This is a genomic window from Cardinium endosymbiont of Dermatophagoides farinae, assembly GCF_007559345.1.
In the GTDB taxonomy this organism is placed as follows: domain Bacteria; phylum Bacteroidota; class Bacteroidia; order Cytophagales; family Amoebophilaceae; genus Cardinium.
In genome coordinates this window covers 799,140-817,582 of record NZ_VMBH01000001.1, presented here as the reverse complement: position 1 = coordinate 817,582, position 18,443 = coordinate 799,140, and the positions used below count along the sequence as shown (strand labels likewise).

Sequence of the window (18,443 nt, the reverse complement as noted above, 5' to 3'; positions counted from 1 at the left end):
TGTACGAAAAAATTTGCTAAAGAAATTAGTCGAATAGTACATGAAAGAAGAAGACACACAGGAGAAAAACCTTACCAATGTCAGTACTGTACGAAAAAATTTGCTGACACAAGTAGTCAAATAGTACATGAAAGAAGAAGACACACAGGAGAAAAGCCTTACCAATGTCGGTACTGTACGAAAAAATTTGCTGACACAAATGACCGAACAGTACATGAAAGAAGACACACAGGAGAAAAACCTTACCAATGTCAGTACTGTACGAAAAAATTTGCTGACACAAGTGGTCTAATAGTACATGAAAGAAGATACACAGGAGAAAAACCTTACCAATGTCAGTACTGTACGAAAAAATTTGCTGACATAAATGGTCGAATAGTACATGAAAGAAGACACACAGGAGAAAAACCTTACCAATGTCGGTACTGTACGAAAGCTTTCAGCCAAAGCAATAGTCGCACACAACATGAAAGAACGAAACACCCACACTCACTACTTAACCTCGATAATCTAGATGATATAGATATGGTAGATAATGATGATAAAGAATATAATGAGTTGATAGCCCATTTCAATTAAAATACATTATCTCTACTAAAGGAGTAGTTCTAGTAGTAATTTGAGCAAAAAGAGGCCTCTGTACATATAAGTAGGAAGTGTTCGATAAACTATAGCCTTAACTTGACGCCTATGGTTTATTGAACACTTCCTACTATAATGGCTATATTATGAAAAATATCTTGAGGATTATAGTGTATGGCTGATAGGCCTGAATTGTACCTATCGTCCAAAAAGCCATCAACAGATCAGCCATCGTACCTTGGAAAGTTGCTCTATTGGAACTTGTAGCAGAAGAAAACACGCCCCGGATAATAGGCACTTCAATTATTGAAAGGGATCTAGTTCTTTCCAATAAAACATGCGGGTCTGCCCACTTAAGTGTGTAAATATTTTTTCAGGTTGCATATTCCTTTAGATATTAATCTTTAAACTTACAACAATGAAAACAAAAGACCCGATTAACCATTTATGGTATGTTGTTTTTTTTAGCTTTACGTTTTCTAAGAAATTCATCTCTATGTTTAACTGAATCTGGTCTACTTTCAATTTTTTTCCCTTTTAGAAACGCAGCTACAGCTTGATACAAGAACTCTTTTTGAGTCATGTTTTTCCAATAACAATAATCTTGAATCTTCTCTATCATACTGATTGGCAAAACTGCGAGTATTTTTCGTGTCTCAATGCTTTTATCAGTATCAGTTGTAGTACCTTGATCTTCTTTTTCTTTCATTTTTTACTATTTTTGAACTGAAATTGAAGCAACCAGATCTAAATCTGAATTTAGAAATTGTTCCTTAGCATACAATTAACAAGTATACCGCACATATATACATATAAATATAATCAAACATATTAATACTAACAAAGCAATTTTGAAATACCCCGCACCAGAATCATAAACTAATTTTAATTAATTCTTTGTAAACTATCAAGTTGACGTTCTCCCAATAACCTCTCTAAACAGATTATAGTAGGTGTTTCGATTTAGTTTTGAAAGCTGAGTTTTCAATACCTGAAGTTAAATCCTTCAAAAAACACCTAGTATTTCTTCGCAGATACATAATCTACAGAATTTCATAGAAAAACAATATATCTATATTAGTTGTTCTCAACAAGAATCTATAGTTTATCCAACTAGCTTTAGACTAAATTTTTAATAAAAAAACTATTTAATATTTCTTAACCACCCTCTCCTATTTTATAATAATCAGATAATCAATTTAAATAAGTAGTTTGTCTCTTAAAAATATACATACATATATACGTACATATATATATATATATATTATATTCGTTTTAAGTAAGGGATAGTTTCCAAACTAATATTAGATACCATTTCATAAAAAAACCTAATACAAAATGAAGGAACAAGAGGATCAATATCATGCAACTGATACTGATAAAAGCATTGAGACACGAAAAATACCAGCAGTGTTACCAACCAATATGATAGAGGAAATTCAGGATTATTGTTATTGGAAAAATATGACTCAAGATGAATTCTTTTATCAAGCCGTATACATTTTCCTTGAAAATAAGGCATGTATAGACCAAACGAGAGAAAACATAGAACCCAAAATATAGATTCATCTCATTATGATATCTTTTAATATTCCCCTTTTAATTGTAGTGATCTTTTTGTTATTGACACTAGCCGTGGGATTTTATTTTAGTAGACAAACAACCACCTTCCGGGAATATGCAGTAGGGAATAAAACAGTTTGCTACCGCTACGTTAGTAGCTACAATGTTGGCTACTAATTTTGGTGGAGGAGGGTTGGTGCGTGAGGTAGAGAAAATCCATGATATAGGCCTTTATTGGATAATATTTCTAATCTTCGATAGCAGTTTTTGCATTTGGATTATTAGTCGATTAGCAGTACGTATGAGACTATTTATGAAACACCTCTCTATGGCAGAGACCATAGGGTATGTATATGGTACGTATCCAAGGATTATTACTGCTATATCCAATATTTGTCGATCTATTGTTAGTCTTTCTATCCAAATTGTTGTAATATCCAAAACAATTAGTATCTGTGTAGGACCAGTTGACTCCAGAGAAATTACAATCCTCGCTACCTTAATTCTTATTGCTTATTCTGCTTTTGGGGGTATTCGTTCAGTTACCTTTACAGATGTATTGCAGTTTCTAACCTTTTCCATGATTATTCCTCTTTTAGCTTGGTTTATTTTTATAAAAACTGAGATCCACATATCAGAAGTTATTTCTTCTTTACAAAGACAGGAAAAATTTCAGTTTAGAACTGTATTGCACTTTGATACTAAGCTGGCAGCTATGGTTTCACTGGTTTTATCTGGCATAGTGTATTATATAAAACCTACAACTATCCAGAGATTATATATGGCTTCAGACCCACTTCAGGCCCAAAAAGTTTTCTCATATGGTAGCATTTTTAGTCTTCTTATAGAGGGTTGTATTATCCTAGTGGGTCTATTTATTTTTGTTGGAACACCTGATTTACCAAAAGAAAAGATTTGGTCCTATATAATGCACAATATCCCCTCTACTTTTAAAGGTTTTTTTTCCATTAGTTTGCTAGCCATGTCTATGTCTACAGCTGATTCGTACTTAAATTCTTGTGCCGTTATGGTTAGTCATGATATTGTGGGAAGTGTCCGAGGGGTAAAAAAAACTCCCTATGTCTATCAAATACGGATAGCTAGGCTGACTACTATAGTAATTGGCCTGTGTGCTATGTGTGTAGCTTTTTGGTGCAGGGATTTATTGAAATTAATGTTTCTAGCTATTGATTTTTCAATACCCATAGTAACTGCTCCTTTTATATTAGCTGTTTTTGGCTTTCGAGGCACTTCTCGTACATCCTTAATTGGTATGGCTACAGGCACACTAGCTATTTTAGTTTGGAGCAAATGGGTTGAACCACTTGATCCAGAGATAGGTATAGATGGTGCTTTTCCTTGTATGTTAGCCAATGGGTTAGCCATGATGGCGGCCCATTATCTTCTAAAACAGCCAAAAGGTACAGGTTGGGTTAAGCCAGATAGCATGTTTACACAGATTCAACAAGAAAATGCCCGTAAGCGCGCGGAACGAAAAGAAACAATTAAAAATGCTTGGACAAATAGAAAAGTTCTATTAGCTAATCTAGTACCCAGCCATACTACGATTGTATATATAGCATGCTATACTACCGTCACTAGTTTGCTAGCTTATTTTATAGAGCATATTACGCATCATGGTTCTTGGCTTATACTTCAACTCTTTGTATCTACTTGTTGTTTAGGTTATCCATTTATTTATGATATTTCGAAAAAGATAAGATCCATTCCAGCTTGGTGTATTGGCCTATGTTGGTTAATAGGCTTAACACTGTATCTGCCTTTAAATTTACTTTGGCATTCGTGGAATGCGGGAAATTCCATCTTTACCACATCATTATTTTTGGCCCATTGCGCCGTAATCTTATGGGTATTGCCACTCTATCTAGGCATAGCAGGTTTAACGGTTACTTTATTAGTGGCCATTTATCCGATCTCTACTGGGTTACCCTATCCAGTATTATGCTCATTATTCCCGATATTTATAGTGATTCTGTTGCTATTTACCATTATTATTTGCTTGAAAGTCAACCTAGGTAATCGTATGAAGCAAGTGCGCTACCTAAAAAATCAAGAAGGGATTAGAGCATCCCAACAACTCAAAGCATCCCTCTATGACGCAGCTTTGGTTCCCTCCAATGGAGCTACTCCACCTAAAGGGTATGGCTTTATTTTAAACCAAGTAGTTCGTAAAGTTGAAGAATCTATCTTCTTTTTAGACAACCATACTCCACTTTTTAAAGAAGACCTTCAAAGTATTATTAATAAATTTTATGACTGGATTATCTATTTTAACAGAAGAGAAAAAGCTAAGGATCACGCACTACTACAACCTGATAAAATCACTTTAGAAAAGTTGATACGTAAGGTAGAGATTGCTTTATCTCAAGAAGTAGCTGCTCCACCTAAGCTGCTGGTAGAAACCATAAGTCTTCCTAATGGAGAACCATGTCTCGACATGGTATGCGATATCCATCAAGTAGTCTATTCATTGGTTAAGTCTATTTTACGAGTTGGTAAGCTAGAGGGCCCAAACGTACCTATTATTAGAATACAACTGTATGCCACTTCTTTGCAATTTAAGAGAGCTAATCCTATTGACAGCAGCCATGCTGCTTTTATAGATTTTCAAGCTACTGCTTTAGTAATTAGCCAGGCTACTATTGATTCTGATGCACTTCTTAAGGTAAAGGAGATCTATAATGATACAATAGATACTACGGATGCTCAAGGCAAGAAAAAGGTACTACCATCCATAGATCTGGAGCAAGACACCAATATCCACTATAGTGAGTGCCCATTATGGCTATTTGGAAGTTTCTATTGACAGTCAGCACCCTACTATGTTGCTGGTATTTCCTAGCGATGTCACGGATATTCTAGACAATATGACTGTCGAATTGCCTTTAGATTGTTTAGCCTCAGAAGGACTTGTCACGCCTAAAGAGCAAGCTAATTCTATGATGGCATTAATGAGGTTCCATGACCATGTCTGCAAATCATTTTGTAAAGCTGATCCTATTGATGTAAAAATCATTTCAGGTTTGCTTTTACTGTTAAGGCAACATTTTGGATTTAAACGGCATGCCTCTGGTCAATTGTTTTATGTGCGTGCGGTAGGGATTATTGAATTAGTGATAGAATGGGTTTTTCACTCTCCTAAAGTGATTTATGCTTCTTTGCTCTATGAATTGGTTCGCCATACCTGTTTACCTATTTCTTACATTAAAGAACATTATAATTTAGGTGTCTATGCCTTTGTGTTAAATCTAGTAGGTATAGATAAGCGCCAAGACTTAGATCATCCTTCTTTGCTGTATGTGCAGAATCGATTGAAAGAGGCGATTAAAGAAGATCACGTACAACTTTCGGTTCTTTTTATTAAACTAGCCGAACGACTCTATGACCTACGCCATGCAGCAGACTATATTTATACACAAGAAGTATCACATATGGTTAAAGAAACGCTAGCCATAGATGTTAGGTTAGCAAACGAATATTTGGGCCCAGAGATAGGACCACTATTAGAAGAAGCCGCTAAACAAGCGCTAAAGGCTTGTAAAGGTAAAGAAAATAGTAAAAGAAAGGATAAAGATAGTTAATACATTTTTTGTAAAAATTTGCTTAAATTATACACTTGTTCGACCAATAGTATCAATGTAAGCAATCATCATTTTTTAAAAGACCATTAACTGTGCTACACTCATGGTTTTCTTCTTTGCTAGTTTAGTGAAAAATTTGATCTTCAAGTTTAAAATATAAAGGAGCTTTTTAAAACTCAATTGTAACCTCTAAGCCTCCATACAGGTTATTAAATAAGTAATTCATTGAATGACTCAGACCAATATAGAACTAAATGAGCAGTTTATTAAAGCACTTGATCTTATGGAATCAAGTGCAAAGAATATTTTTATTACTGGTAAAGCAGGGACAGGGAAATCGACTTTATTAAAGCATTTTAGAGAAAATACCCAAAAGAAAATAGCAGTGCTTGCGCCTACAGGTACTGCTGCAGTAAATATTAAAGGTCAGACGATTCATTCATTTTTTGGTTTTAAACCTGACGTAACCCTTGAAGTAATCCAAACGGCTAAAAAAAGTAAGAAAAAAGAGGATGTTTATAAAAATATAGATGCCATCATCATTGATGAAATTTCAATGGTTAGGGCTGATTTACTGGATTGTATAGATGGCTTTCTCCGCCTTAATGGTAAGCAGGAAAGTGAGCCATTTGGAGGAATACAAATAATATGTATCGGTGATTTATATCAATTGCCACCAGTGGTACAAAGTAAAGAAAAGGCAATCGTTCAATCACACTATCCTACCCCCTATTTCTTTAGCGCACATTGTTTCAAATCACTAGACCTTGAATTAATAGAACTTGATAAAATATACCGGCAAAGTGATACAAAATTTATCCAGCTGTTAAACAATATTCGCAATAATTCTATAACAGACAGTGAAATAGCAATCATTAATGAGCGATATGATGCTAGTTTTGAGCCTTCTTTAGATGATTTTTATATCTATTTAACCACTACTAATGCAAATGCCCAAGCTATTAACGCCCAAAAATTAAAAGGTATCAAGCGGAAAGAGTTTACCTTTACTGGTATAGTAGAAGGAGAGTTTGCAAAAGAACAACTACCTACACTTGTTGCATTAAAGTTAAAAATTGGTGCGCAAATAATGATGCTTAGTAATGAAGCTAATGGAAAATTTATTAATGGCACTATTGGCAAAATCATAGATATTGATACAGATCATGCTACTCCTAAATTGGTCATTTTACTTGAAACGGGAAAGAAGGTCAGTATTGCTCCTTATACTTGGGAATCTTATAAATTCTACTTAGAAAACAGTGCATTAAAATCAACTATTACGGGTACTTTTACCCAATATCCAGTAATGCTTGCATGGGCTATTACCATCCATAAAAGCCAAGGTAAAACCTTTGAAAAAGTAATCCTAGATATAGGAAACGGGACATTTGCGCACGGTCAAATCTATGTTGCCCTTAGCAGATGTACCAGTTTAGAAGGGTTAATATTAAAGAAACAAATTGCTAAGAAACATGTTTGGATGGATTTTAATGTTGTAAAATTTATAACAGATTATCAGTATAAAAAATCTAATCTTTTATGTACTTTAGAAAATAAGATTACGATACTAGAAAAAGCTATTCAGCATAAGGCTACTATCCATATTACTTATTTAAAAGCAAAAGATGAAAAATCGAAAAGATCTATTACACCTATTGCTGTAGGAGAAATGGAATATTTGAATAAACCTTATATTGGAGTAAAGGCTTTTTGCTTAAAACGGCAAGAATATAGAGTATTTAGGGTAGATAGAATATTGGAGATTAGCCCGTAAAAGGTAGCGTGCGTAAGTGTCACTAGTGGTCGAAGTTAAAATTTTATATCTATCACACGTTTGTATTATCTGATCTCTTCATTGTATGAATAAAAGTATCATTAACCAAGCTTATCATCAATTACTAAATGATTTAAAAACCAGTGTAGCCAGTGCTAAATACAACGCCTCTCTTCATGTTAATAAAGCACTTGTTTCCCTATATCATCATATAGGAAGTCGTATCCTGCATACGCAAATGCAAGAACGATGGGGAACTGGTGTTATTGCTGAGTTGTCCAAGGATTTAAGAGCTGCTTTTCCAGAGATGAAAGGGTTCAGCCCACAAAACCTCAAATATATGCGGAAGTTTGCTCAAGCATATGATCAAGATGAAATTGGTCAACAAGCTGTTGACCAAATACCATGGGGCCATATTGTAGTCCTAATCTATTCTGGGCTTGATAAAATTCAACAAAGGTTTTACATAGAATGTACTATTAAAAATGGCTGGTCAAGAAATAGTTTATCTATGCAAATAGAGACCAATTTATATGAACGTCAGGCAGATGCCATCACCAACTTTGATAAACAATTACCTCCCTCACACGCCGCCTTAGCCCAAGCTACTCTAAAGAATCCTTATTTATTCGATTTTCTAAGTCTTGGGGATGAAGCCCATGAGAGCGCATTAGAAAAAGGACTGGTTGCACACATTGAAAAATTTCTGCTTGAATTAGGTGAAGGATTTGCCTTCTTAGGTCGTCAGTATCATATTCAAGTTGAAGAACAAGATTTTTATATAGACCTGTTATTTTACCATATCAAGCTTCGTTCTTTTATAGTTATAGAGTTAAAATCTGGAGATTTCAAGCCTGAATATGTAGGAAAAATGAATTTTTATCTTTCTGCTGTGGATGATTTATTACGCCACTCAAGTGATAATCCTTCTATTGGGTTAATCTTATGCCTATCCAAGGTAGGTGTTTTAGCAGAATACACCTTACGTGATATCAATAAACCTATAGGTCTCTCAACATACAGGCTTACTAAAAGCTTGCCTAAAAAGTTACAAACAGTGCTTCCAACCATTGAGGAACTGGAAGCAGAACTTGCTAAGGATTTAGATGATATAGAAGATGAGTGATCTCACATGTCGCACCAGGAAATATTCTTATGCAAAATCAGTCTATTGCAGCAGGTTTACGTTATAAATTAGCTAGAGTCGATGAATAAGTTTATCATTGTAAGCAGATGTAGTCAGATTAAAATTTAAATCTGACTACATCAACATGTCTATAAAATAGATTGAAAATGTGCTATATAATTATAACTATATTTCTGATATAGAATAATGTAGTCAAATAAATTGAGTATAATAGTTACATTTATCTTTTATTAAAGCCTAATCTATTAAAGTTATATAGTTAATCTAGTTACTTCTGCTTACAAAATTCATTAAATATTCATAATCAATTCAAAAATATTTTTATGTAATCAGATTATTACCTTAATCTGATTACATTTGAGACTATATATGAGATATATGGGTAATATTAAATGTTTGTGTAGTAGAATTTTTTATTTGATTGAAAAGTAATTGTGGAGTTATCCAAGTTTATTTGTGTATGATGCAGAAACAGAAGGAACTAAGGAATAAAATCGGACTCCACTAAATATTAATACGATAATTTTTAATTTTAGTTATTAATAATTAATTTTAAAATTGTAATCTACAGGTGGATAATAAGCACAAAGCATTTGTTCATCCAATGAGATTATCATATAGGTAAATCGTTTAACAGTCTAGAAATTTTTATATGCATAATTAATATTATGATAATCCTTAAAAATTGCTTTCTTTCCGCTACATATAGTAGCCAGTGTATCTATAAACAAAGACTTCCCAAATCTACGAGGCCGGGCTATGAAAATAGGATTTCTCTTCTCTATTAACTCTTGCGCATATTTGGTTTTATCCACGTAGTAGCCTGTTTCAATAACTGATTCAACATTTGAATAACCAATAGGCAGTGCATCTACCTGACGAAATCTTAACCCTAACGCTCTGTCGATTCATGCCCGATGGTCCAATTTGTAACCTTTATGGTTATTATTGCCCTCCTTGTCAGGTTTGTATTTATACAAACCGGCAAGTCATTTTTAGAAATCATATTGTTTCTAAAAGAAGAAAAAAATTTCAACATTTTTATTAAATTCGCACCTACGAATAGCGTTATTAAGTTTTTATCTACCTATCTATGATGCTGTATAACATCCCCTTGCTCATGGTATTGGTTTTTTTGTTATTGACCCTATTGGTAGGTTTTTGTGCTAGTCAAAAAGCAACTTCCTTCCGGGAATATGTTGTGGGTAATAAACGATTTTCTACGGTTACTTTGATGGCCACGTTATTGGCCACCTGTTTTGGAGGAGGGGCGCTAATAACTAATGTAATACGTGTGCATCATAATGGTCTCTGGTGGATCATCCATATGCTTTTTAGTACCATCAATTTTTGGTTGATTAGTAGATTATCCTTACATATGGGGCCCTTCATGCAGGACCTTTCTATTGCAGACACAATAGGTAAGATATATGGCAAATATCCAAGACTTATTACTGCGCTATTTTGTATGGCATTTTATATTATTGTTGCCAACATGCAAATCCATGCAATGTCACTAGCCATCAAGATGTGCATAGATTCGATTGACCCACGTATGATTACTATACTTGCAACTTTAATTCTTATTATTTATGCTACTTTTGGAGGCATTCGCTCCGTCACCACTACCGATGTATTACAATTTATAACTTTGACCATTATTATTTTTCTGCTTGCAAAGCTTCTATTTGCAAAAACAGATAAACCTATTTTAGAAATAGTATCATGTTTAAAAAAACAAGAAAATTTTCAATTGAGCAGCTCATACCGTCTTAAGCCATTGAGTCTATTTTTTCTAATGTTACAAAATGTGGCCTTGTCCTTTGATCTCTTATCGATCCCAAAAGTATATATGTCTTCTAGCCCCATTCAAGCCAAAAAAGTTTTTTTATATGGTAATTTTTTTGGTATGCTTATATTCTTTGCTATAGTACTGATTGGTCTATTTGTTTTTATAATAAATCCAACCCTACCAGAAATGGAAGTTTGGGAGTACATAATGGCTAACATTTCACCCACTTTTAAAGGGTGTATTGCCATTGTCTTATTAGCAATGACCATGTCTACAGCTGATTCGAGTTTACATGCTTGTAGTATCGTAGTGAGTCACGATATGATGGAAATTATACAGGGCACAAAAGGTAGCCCTTCTCATGCTTATCAAATCCGACTGGCCAAACTAACTGTAATAGCTACAGGCTTATTAGCTATGCTATTAAGCCTTTACTACAAAAATCCATTAGAATTGATTATTTGGGGCATGGCATTGTCTACACCTATCATATCTGCTCCTTTTATCTTGGCTATTTTTGGTTTTAGAGGCACTTCTCGTACTGCCTTGATAGGGTATGGCCATCAGTGTATTAGCGACTTTGTCTTGGAATAAATGGATTAAGCCATTAACAGGAATAGAAGGTGATTTTTATTGCATTATGGCTAACGGCTTAGCCATGATGGCTGCACATTATCTACTACCCCAACCAGCTGGTAAAGGGTGGGTTGGGATAAATGATCAATATAAAAGAATGCAACAGCTAATAAGGGCATTTAAAAAATATAAAAAAACTATAGACCTAGAGTAGTGCCCTATTACCTAATTATGGCAAGGATATAAATTGTAATATATCTGTAAAGGTAGCAGCACGAATACCGCCGAAACTGGAATAAAAAATAAGCAGTAAAGTAGCAAATATCGTAGTTATATGGCACTATTGTAAAAATAATAGATATTAATACAGAGATGGTTCATTATTTTAAATAATTTTTAATATAATTCTATTTGTACAGGCGTAGAGTTTCTAAGATATTTAAATAATATTATGCGAAGTATTTCTTTTGTTTGGGGTGTGATCGCTAGTGTCTTACTCAGCTTTTATCCAGGCCTACAAGATTAAAAAACGCATTGATACATATGAACGAGCAGGCCGCTATGACCAAGCCTTAGATATAGCAAGAGAAACGCAGAAAAAACTTTTAAATAATAATGGTGATAAAGTTAATAACCTATTCACCTATTATAGTGCAATTGGAAGAAAAATTGCTTCATTTGGGATATTCAGGGATTTTCTTTAGCCAAGATGGAAAGCCACAACCAAAGTTTTGTCAACTTTTGCAGATTTTAGGTATGCAACAGCCATCTAAAAAATCCATAGAGGAAATTAGTGCATGGGCTCAAGCCAACTTGTTAAGAAAAGGGGAACGCTGGCAAGAGCAAACTAGTCGATTTGAACCATTAAAAATAGCATTCAGCCCCTTCTTGCTGATTTAGGATTTATCAATGGAAGATCTGCTCACTTTCAGGAATATATAGGGGCGATTGTCCACGGTGCGCTTTTACCAGCGGTACGTATTCGTCTTTACTATCTGATCAAACAGTGGAAGGAAGGGGTACGATTTTCGGATCTTTATTTCTTGAGTGGTGAGCGGCCTTTAGACCCACAACGTGAAAATAAAGATGAGCTGATAAGGGGCAAGAACTCACCGCTGAAAATACGAAAAGATTGGAAACTTTTAGATCTTCCAAAAACAGAATGTGAAATGATACAACTTATTTGGGAGCAATCGGAGTTACCTGAAGCTATGAAGCAACAAATCAAAGTGTATTTTATTAATGCACCTATGAAAAATAATCTTCGCCCTACAACAGATGATACAGTACAAGCATGGCTTCAAACAGCTCCTACTGTCGGAAATTATTTAGCAGTAACAAATAGTCCCTATATCAATCGACAGGATGTAGTGACCAGAACAGTTGCCTCTCAGGCATATGGTTTTGATACCATTGGACCAGCTGTTGGCTCGGAAGTAAAAATGGCTATCGTTCTTGACGAGTTAGCCCGGTTGATTTTTATGTTGTCTAGGAATGAAAAATTAGAGAAAAGAGCAACTGGATTATCCAGCTCTAAACTGCATGGTGACGCTACGGACATGCGACATAAGGCCACATAAATTAGACGGAATTGCCTTCATATATGTTTTCAACATTAGTTTTAAGCCATTTGCCTTCTTTTAGAAAACTAGGTGCAACATTATGCATACGACTTAATTCCTCAAGCGAAAAAAATTTAACATATTGAACATTACCATCCTGGTCTGACCAATTCTTGGGGATACAATCAGAGGTGATTTCAGTTGTAAAATAGATTTCTACCTTGTGTAAGTGATTTTTAGTATCAAAAAAATCATAAACGTAGATTACGTCATTTGCTTGAACACTGATTCCTGTTTCTTCTTTTACTTCTCTAATAACACATTCAGGTAATGTTTCACTTGCTTCCATGCCACCTCCAGGTGTATACCAAAAATGGCCATCATTACTTACTAAAAGGAGCTTTTCTTCCTGTACAATTAACGCCCTAGCCGTTAATCGTAATCTATAATTTATCATATCGTAATCTATAATTTATCATAATGCACGTTTCTATTGTTACCTTTTTGTGTCTTGTTTACAAATTCTATATAATATGCTTTGTTAAAGCTTCACAGGATAGTTTGGCTATATGCTGCTTTTCAAATGGAGCGAGACATCATGATTAGGTATTGATATTTACATGGCTTTATAAGCGACCATAAAAAAGAAAATAGCAATTCTAGGAATTGCTACGGGTGTTTTTTGTTCTTAAAGGATATTAGCAGAAGGCTGAATGGATACGATAAGAAAAGACAGCCTACCTCCTTGCATCAAACGCTTCAGCTGTAACTGTTTCGGTTACTACAGCCATTTGCTCTTTTATAAAATTTATAGCTCTATCTCTAGTCAACTCATGATATACTTTAGCATAATATTGGCTTCCCTTATTGCTGCCCTTTAGAAAAGAAACCGCACTGGCATGGATAGCAGCATCACCACCTTCTATCTCCAAATTATTGTTATGGGCATAATCAATATAAGCACGCTTGGTTTCTTCTACTACATCCGAAGCATTAACCGATAGGTTATTTTGACGTATTATAGTAGTTAATAACAGTTCCCACTTTAAACTTTCTTCATTTGCACGATAGTAGCCTTCGATCTCCTCTAGTGTTGCCTTTGGATTATTCATTGAAAGCCACTTTTTTAGAAAGGCTTCTGGCAAGTCAACCGCATTATGCTTACAAAGTGCTGTTTGCAAGTCTTCATAGAATGCATGACGTGCTTCCATACGCTTGTCAAGCAAAATAATTTTAGCAATAGCTTCTCTAAAGTCGCTTTCAGTAGCAGCAATCCCTTTTCCTAATACAAGGTCAAAAAACTTAGGTTCAAGAGGCGCTGGCACAACACGGAGAATTTTGTCAATCGTAAAAACAGCTGGCCAAGCAGATTTATGCCTTTTAAAAGAAGCAAATGCACCAAAACTTACACCTAAAAGAGCAGAAAAGTGATCCTTCAATAGCTCTTCTGTTATGGTTACCTTATTACCAATACGAAGACCCACTAATGTTTGCCTTGAATGCTCAGGAATACGCATTATAACAATACGGATATCCAGACCAACTGCACCTGTGCTATCTGTAAGTGTACCATACAATATGGCATCCGTTGTACTTTCTTCAAGATGAACAGCTTCACCATGAACAATCTGTAACCCTTCTAAAAACTCATCAACCAATTTAGAACCAACAGAATCTATTTGAAACTCAGTAATAGAAATAGTAGGATCCAATACAATAGCACGTTCTTCAATTAATCCAACTTCATAAGAGAAGGTAAAGCTACGTTGATTTTTAAGATCTATTTCTTCCGAAGAAGGCACTAAAAGTGGTTCCATAAAAATAGCAATACGCTCTTGTATAATGTAATTTTTTAAAGAAGCTGCTGCTATTTTATGGAGCTCTTCAGCAAGAATAGAAGGGCCATGCATCTTTTTAATAAGATCTGCAGGAACGGCCCCGAATCTGAACCCCTTTAAACGAGCGTTTTGAGCATAATGCTTGAGCTGTTTATCAACAGATGGTTTATAATCAGGTTCATCTAACGTAATGGAAATAATCCCATGACTAGGGTCAAGCTTATTAAACTGAATATTCAAGGTAAAACAGATTTAAAAGATAAAAAGCGGATGCTTTTATACTACAAAATACACAAAAAAGTACGGATGAAGGGACTCGAACCCCCACACTTTACAGTACTAGATCCTAAGTCTAGCGCGTCTACCAATTCCGCCACATCCGTAGGACAGTAAAAGACAACAAATAGCTCTTTTACAAAAATAGAAAAAACAGGCTTCTCAAGCAAATAGCAATAAAAAAGTAGCTATTTTCCCTTTCTACTATTCACAGAACAAATAAAAGCTGGATTATATTAACTAATATCAATCGTATAAGGTAGTATCGCTTGTACGCCATGAGACCTAGATAGGATTTGATAGTGACTCAATATAGGATATGCTTGCACTAAGGAATGCAATGCCTCCATTTTAATATTATCAGTGGTATAGTTTAGCAATTGTTGCAGCCTTGTTTTAAGACGAGGAAAATAACAAACACCATATTTTTGGGTTAAATTGGCTAAGGAAGCAGCTTTAGTAATGGCAGCATCTAGTCCACCCAATTCATCCACTAGCCCATTATTTAGTGCTGCTAAACCAGTATATACCCTGCCACCAGCTAATTTTTCTACAGAGGCTACATCCATCTTACGCCCATTAGAGACCTTACATAAAAAGTCATCATAACTGTTCTGTAACATTTTATGCATGAATTTAGACTCCAGCTCAGAACAACTTAATCTAGGATTTAAAAAATCTGCAGAAGGAGCTGTCTTGACTACATCACGGTGAATACCTATTTTATCCATCAATGCACTTGGATCAGGTAATATACCAAAAATACCAATGGAACCTGTAATAGTAGTAGGTTGTGCAAAAATATAGTTACAAGGTGCAGCAATATAATAACCACCAGAAGCAGCCACATTAGACATAGAAGCAACAACTGGCTTAATAGATTTTAGTTCTTCTATTGCTTTCCACATAAGATCTGCAGCAACTACACCACCTCCTGGTGAATTAATGCGCAATACTACAGCTTTTATACTACTATCTTCTTGAATAGCTTTTAGCCTTTTAACAAAGTCATGGGCACCGATATAACCAGCCCCACTTGGCCCATTTATAATTTCTCCTTCAGCAATTAGCACAGCAACCTTATCCACTTCAGATGAAGTTTCTGAAGTACTATAATGCCTATACTTGATCCTATATTTGATAAAAGAAGGAGATTTTAGTTTTTCTTTAAGCAGCTTTTTAGCATCGTTTTCATAGCCTATTCTGGTAATTAGGTTGGCATGGAGGGCATCATTGGGTAGTACCGCTGAAAGATTATTAGCGTGTGCTTTAAGTGCAGCAACTGCTATACCTCTAGAGGCACTTATTTTAGTTAAAAAGTGTTCATTGATAGAGTTAAGCCATGTTTTTGTTTGCGCTCTACTTTCTTCACTCATTTTAGTCAAACAAAAGGGTTCTACATAACTCTTGTAGGCTCCAATACGAAATATTACCGGCTTTATAGAAATATTCTCAAAAAGTTTTGTATAGAAAAAAAACGGTTTTAGCAAGGCCTTTGAATTCTAAAATACCACTGGGGTTTAGTATGATTTCATCTGCTACAGAAGCCAAATAATAGGACTGCTGTGTATATGACTCTCCATATGCGATGATGGGTTTACCTTTCTTTTTAAAAGCCAATAGGCTTTCTCTTGTTTCCTCTAAACTAGCCCATCCTGCACGCAGATTGGATACATCTAAGTAGATAGCGGAAATACGGCTATCTTTGGTTGCCTGGTGAATAGCCTTTTGAACTGCCTTAAAGTCAATCATACCTTTATTGGAACCAAACAATGAAATAGGCATCCACTCAACTATTCGTCCTTTCATCTTCAATGTTAGCACTGAATTAGGTGCTACTGGCTTGGGGTCGCTAGCGGTTAATTTTAAAAATCCAAAAACAACGAGGGAACATAAAGCTATTAAAGAGATAAAAAACCCTATAGCAATTGTAACGACTTGCTTAAGAAAAGACTTTATTTTCATTTTGATTATAAAAAAATAGTAAGATAACTCGTACGCTTAAAGCCAACAGGGAAAGTGTGTTTGTCTGCTTATATAGTATTGTTTTATGCTTGCGTAAGCGTGGGCCTGCGCGGACTTGAACCGCGGACCTCTACATTATCAGTGTAGCGCTCTAACCAGCTGAGCTACAGGCCCTAAAATCTATGGGGGCTACTTGCCATACCAACACGGAGCACAAAAAAATATACCAGTGAGGCTAGAAAGCTACTTTCTAGTAAACTACTACCACAACCTACTTATATCTAAGGCATAGGGACCAATAGATTGAATAGCGCTACTGTTCCATACAAAGGTTTTTCTATGCATTGCAAAACAGTTATGCTGCCAGCACAGCTAAATTACGTATATATTCTGTATATACCCAACAAATAGCTGTAAGAAATCTTTATTTTTAGATGAGGCTTTCTGGAAAACCTATTGCTAAATGGCAATTTTGGTGTCGAAGCTTGTCTATGCTCCTCAAATACATTTATGTATGCTGCGGTGCTCGATTGCGCTTCTCCTAAAAACTGCTAATCACAAATAGGTTTTGCAGAAGGTCTATGTTTTGTACCATAAATCATCAGCAGAATCGTTTCATCCATAGGAAATGCTAACTTTAAGCGTAGATTTGCAGGTAGTAAGGATTTTTTATTTAATGTATGTTACAAATTGGAGATTGTATATTGGGTGATTTCCCACTTTTATTGGCACCTATGGAAGATGTGAGTGATCCGCCCTTTCGTGCCATATGCAAGGCACATGGTGCAGATCTGATGTATACAGAATTTATTTCCTCAGAAGGGCTTATTCGAGATGCTACTAAAAGTGTAAAAAAGTTAGAGATATATGAAGAGGAGCGTCCTATTGGGATCCAAATATTTGGAGATGTAATAGAGGTTATGCGGGAAGCAGCTGCTATTGTAGAAAGGTCTCAGCCTACTTTATTGGACATCAACTATGGATGTCCTGTTAAGCAGGTCGCTTGCAAAGGCGCAGGTGCCGGTATTCTTTTAGATTTGCCTAAGATGCAAGCCATGGCTGCAGAAATTGTCAAACAGGTCTCCATTCCAGTTACGGTGAAAACACGCTTAGGGTGGGACCACGAATCGATTAAAATTTTAGAAGTTGTGCAACGTCTTCAAGATGTTGGCGTACAGGCTGTAACCATTCATGGCAGAACCAGACAACAAATGTATAAGGGATCAGCAGATTGGAGCTATATTGCGGCTGTAAAAGCAGATCCGAGTATCCATATCCCCATCTTTGGGAATGGTGATATTGACAGCCCTGCTAAGGCAATTGCCTATAAAAATAAATATGGGGTGGATGGCATTATGATTGGCCGTGCCAGCATTGGCTACCCTTGGATTTTTAAGGAAATCAAACACTACCACGCAACAGGTGAGCTACTCCCCCTCCTACTTTAATAGAACGCATTGAAACGGTAAAAAAACACTTGGTACATGACATACAATGGAAAGGCGAACGAACGGGAATATTAGAAATGAGACGCCATTATACCAATTATTTTAGGGGTGTGCCAGATATAAAGCACTATAGATCTAGCTTGGTAACTGCTGATACTTATACAGCGATAGATGACCTGTTAGATGAAATGATGCAAAAGGTACCTAGTGCCTAATCCATTAGAATCGACCAGCAGATTACCAGCAGCAGTAGCCTTTTCAAAAGACCTTCTTCAAAACCTATTTGTGATCAGCAGTTTTTAGGAGAAGCGTAGT

General features: G+C 35.4%; 16 protein-coding genes, 2 tRNA genes and 1 pseudogene. 11 read left to right on the top strand and 8 right to left on the bottom strand.

Translation table 11 applies throughout. The features are described 5' to 3' along the window. The first annotated feature begins 127 nt into the window (after positions 1–127). Positions 128–292, top strand: a complete 165-nt coding sequence (locus FPG78_RS08085; RefSeq protein ID WP_255431734.1) for a hypothetical protein — start codon at positions 128–130, stop codon at positions 290–292. Positions 293–1,027: 735 nt separating this feature from the next. On the opposite strand, the gene FPG78_RS03760 is transcribed toward FPG78_RS08085, so the two are convergent. Continuing rightward, entirely contained in the window at positions 1,028–1,291 is a 264-nt protein-coding gene (locus FPG78_RS03760) for a hypothetical protein (protein ID WP_144086681.1), read from the bottom strand. A gap of 629 nt (positions 1,292–1,920) precedes the next feature. On the opposite strand from FPG78_RS03760, the gene FPG78_RS03755 reads away from it, so the two are divergent. From FPG78_RS03755 to FPG78_RS03740, 5 genes are all read left to right on the top strand, one after another. Beyond that, a complete protein-coding gene (locus FPG78_RS03755; protein WP_144086680.1) occupies positions 1,921–2,145 on the top strand; it encodes a hypothetical protein in 225 nt (74 codons plus the stop codon). A gap of 163 nt (positions 2,146–2,308) precedes the next feature. Further along, positions 2,309–4,972: a sodium:solute symporter family protein gene (locus tag FPG78_RS03750; protein ID WP_223261996.1), complete on the top strand. Its 2,664-nt coding sequence runs from the start codon at positions 2,309–2,311 to the stop codon at positions 4,970–4,972. Further along, the gene (locus FPG78_RS07710) at positions 4,935–5,747 is read left to right on the top strand and encodes an HD domain-containing protein (RefSeq protein WP_223261995.1); all 813 of its coding nucleotides are present in this window, start codon (positions 4,935–4,937) and stop codon (positions 5,745–5,747) included. Before FPG78_RS03750 ends, FPG78_RS07710 begins: the two co-directional genes overlap by 38 nt. Before the next feature lie 229 nt (positions 5,748–5,976). Continuing rightward, positions 5,977–7,524 carry an AAA family ATPase gene (locus FPG78_RS03745; RefSeq protein ID WP_144086679.1) on the top strand — a complete coding sequence of 516 codons (1,548 nt, stop codon included), beginning with the start codon at positions 5,977–5,979 and terminating at the stop codon, positions 7,522–7,524. 85 nt (positions 7,525–7,609) lie between these two features. Then, positions 7,610–8,650: a PDDEXK nuclease domain-containing protein gene (locus FPG78_RS03740; RefSeq protein WP_144086678.1), complete on the top strand. Its 1,041-nt coding sequence runs from the start codon at positions 7,610–7,612 to the stop codon at positions 8,648–8,650. Positions 8,651–9,309: 659 nt separating this feature from the next. On the opposite strand, the gene FPG78_RS03735 is transcribed toward FPG78_RS03740, so the two are convergent. Next, on the bottom strand, positions 9,310–9,531 hold the full coding sequence (locus FPG78_RS03735) for an AAA family ATPase (RefSeq protein ID WP_223262058.1): 222 nt from the start codon (positions 9,529–9,531) through the stop codon (positions 9,310–9,312). A 233-nt stretch (positions 9,532–9,764) separates the two neighbouring features. Between FPG78_RS03735 and FPG78_RS03730 the strand changes: the two genes are divergently transcribed. The 4 genes from FPG78_RS03730 to FPG78_RS03715 all read left to right on the top strand — a co-directional run bounded on the left by FPG78_RS03730 (position 9,765) and on the right by FPG78_RS03715 (position 12,619). Then, on the top strand, positions 9,765–11,057 hold the full coding sequence (locus FPG78_RS03730; RefSeq protein ID WP_144086676.1) for a sodium:solute symporter family protein: 1,293 nt from the start codon (positions 9,765–9,767) through the stop codon (positions 11,055–11,057). Further along, positions 11,044–11,253 carry a hypothetical protein gene (locus FPG78_RS03725; RefSeq protein WP_186292446.1) on the top strand — a complete coding sequence of 70 codons (210 nt, stop codon included), beginning with the start codon at positions 11,044–11,046 and terminating at the stop codon, positions 11,251–11,253. Before FPG78_RS03730 ends, FPG78_RS03725 begins: the two co-directional genes overlap by 14 nt. A gap of 443 nt (positions 11,254–11,696) precedes the next feature. After that, entirely contained in the window at positions 11,697–11,939 is a 243-nt protein-coding gene (locus FPG78_RS03720) for a hypothetical protein (RefSeq protein WP_144086674.1), read from the top strand. Between the two features lie 143 nt (positions 11,940–12,082). Continuing rightward, a complete protein-coding gene (locus FPG78_RS03715) occupies positions 12,083–12,619 on the top strand; it encodes a hypothetical protein (RefSeq protein WP_144086672.1) in 537 nt (178 codons plus the stop codon). A 1-nt stretch (position 12,620) separates the two neighbouring features. On the opposite strand, the gene FPG78_RS03710 is transcribed toward FPG78_RS03715, so the two are convergent. From FPG78_RS03710 to FPG78_RS03685, 6 genes are all read right to left on the bottom strand, one after another. Next, a complete protein-coding gene (locus FPG78_RS03710; protein WP_144086671.1) occupies positions 12,621–13,058 on the bottom strand; it encodes an NUDIX domain-containing protein in 438 nt (145 codons plus the stop codon). Positions 13,059–13,338: 280 nt separating this feature from the next. Then, positions 13,339–14,679, bottom strand: coding sequence for a trigger factor (locus tag FPG78_RS03705; RefSeq protein WP_186292445.1), 1,341 nt, complete (start codon positions 14,677–14,679; stop codon positions 13,339–13,341). Between the two features lie 61 nt (positions 14,680–14,740). Then, positions 14,741–14,822 (bottom strand) — tRNA-Leu (locus FPG78_RS03700). A 129-nt stretch (positions 14,823–14,951) separates the two neighbouring features. Continuing rightward, positions 14,952–16,205, bottom strand: coding sequence for a signal peptide peptidase SppA (gene sppA / locus FPG78_RS03695; RefSeq protein ID WP_144086669.1), 1,254 nt, complete (start codon positions 16,203–16,205; stop codon positions 14,952–14,954). Further along, positions 16,168–16,680, bottom strand: coding sequence for a S49 family peptidase (locus tag FPG78_RS08080; protein ID WP_144086662.1), 513 nt, complete (start codon positions 16,678–16,680; stop codon positions 16,168–16,170). Before FPG78_RS08080 ends, sppA begins: the two co-directional genes overlap by 38 nt. A gap of 100 nt (positions 16,681–16,780) precedes the next feature. Next, a tRNA-Ile gene (locus FPG78_RS03685) sits at positions 16,781–16,854 on the bottom strand. Positions 16,855–17,360: 506 nt separating this feature from the next. Between FPG78_RS03685 and dusB the strand changes: the two are divergent. Next, positions 17,361–18,343 (top strand): annotated as a pseudogene (dusB, locus tag FPG78_RS03680) (tRNA dihydrouridine synthase DusB). Positions 18,344–18,443 lie beyond the last annotated feature (100 nt).

Bases quoted from the DNA above. Each gene is read 5' to 3' on its own strand.
- FPG78_RS08085 (WP_255431734.1), top strand. From the start codon at position 128: ATGAAAGAAGAAGACACACAGGAGAAAAGCCTTACCAATGTCGGTACT.
- FPG78_RS03760 (WP_144086681.1), bottom strand. From the start codon at position 1,291: ATGAAAGAAAAAGAAGATCAAGGTACTACAACTGATACTGATAAAAGC.
- FPG78_RS03755 (WP_144086680.1), top strand. From the start codon at position 1,921: ATGAAGGAACAAGAGGATCAATATCATGCAACTGATACTGATAAAAGC.
- FPG78_RS03750 (WP_223261996.1), top strand. From the start codon at position 2,309: ATGTTGGCTACTAATTTTGGTGGAGGAGGGTTGGTGCGTGAGGTAGAG.
- FPG78_RS03745 (WP_144086679.1), top strand. From the start codon at position 5,977: ATGACTCAGACCAATATAGAACTAAATGAGCAGTTTATTAAAGCACTT.
- FPG78_RS03740 (WP_144086678.1), top strand. From the start codon at position 7,610: ATGAATAAAAGTATCATTAACCAAGCTTATCATCAATTACTAAATGAT.
- FPG78_RS03730 (WP_144086676.1), top strand. From the start codon at position 9,765: ATGATGCTGTATAACATCCCCTTGCTCATGGTATTGGTTTTTTTGTTA.
- FPG78_RS03710 (WP_144086671.1), bottom strand. From the start codon at position 13,058: ATGATAAATTATAGATTACGATTAACGGCTAGGGCGTTAATTGTACAG.
- FPG78_RS08080 (WP_144086662.1), bottom strand. From the start codon at position 16,680: ATGAAAATAAAGTCTTTTCTTAAGCAAGTCGTTACAATTGCTATAGGG.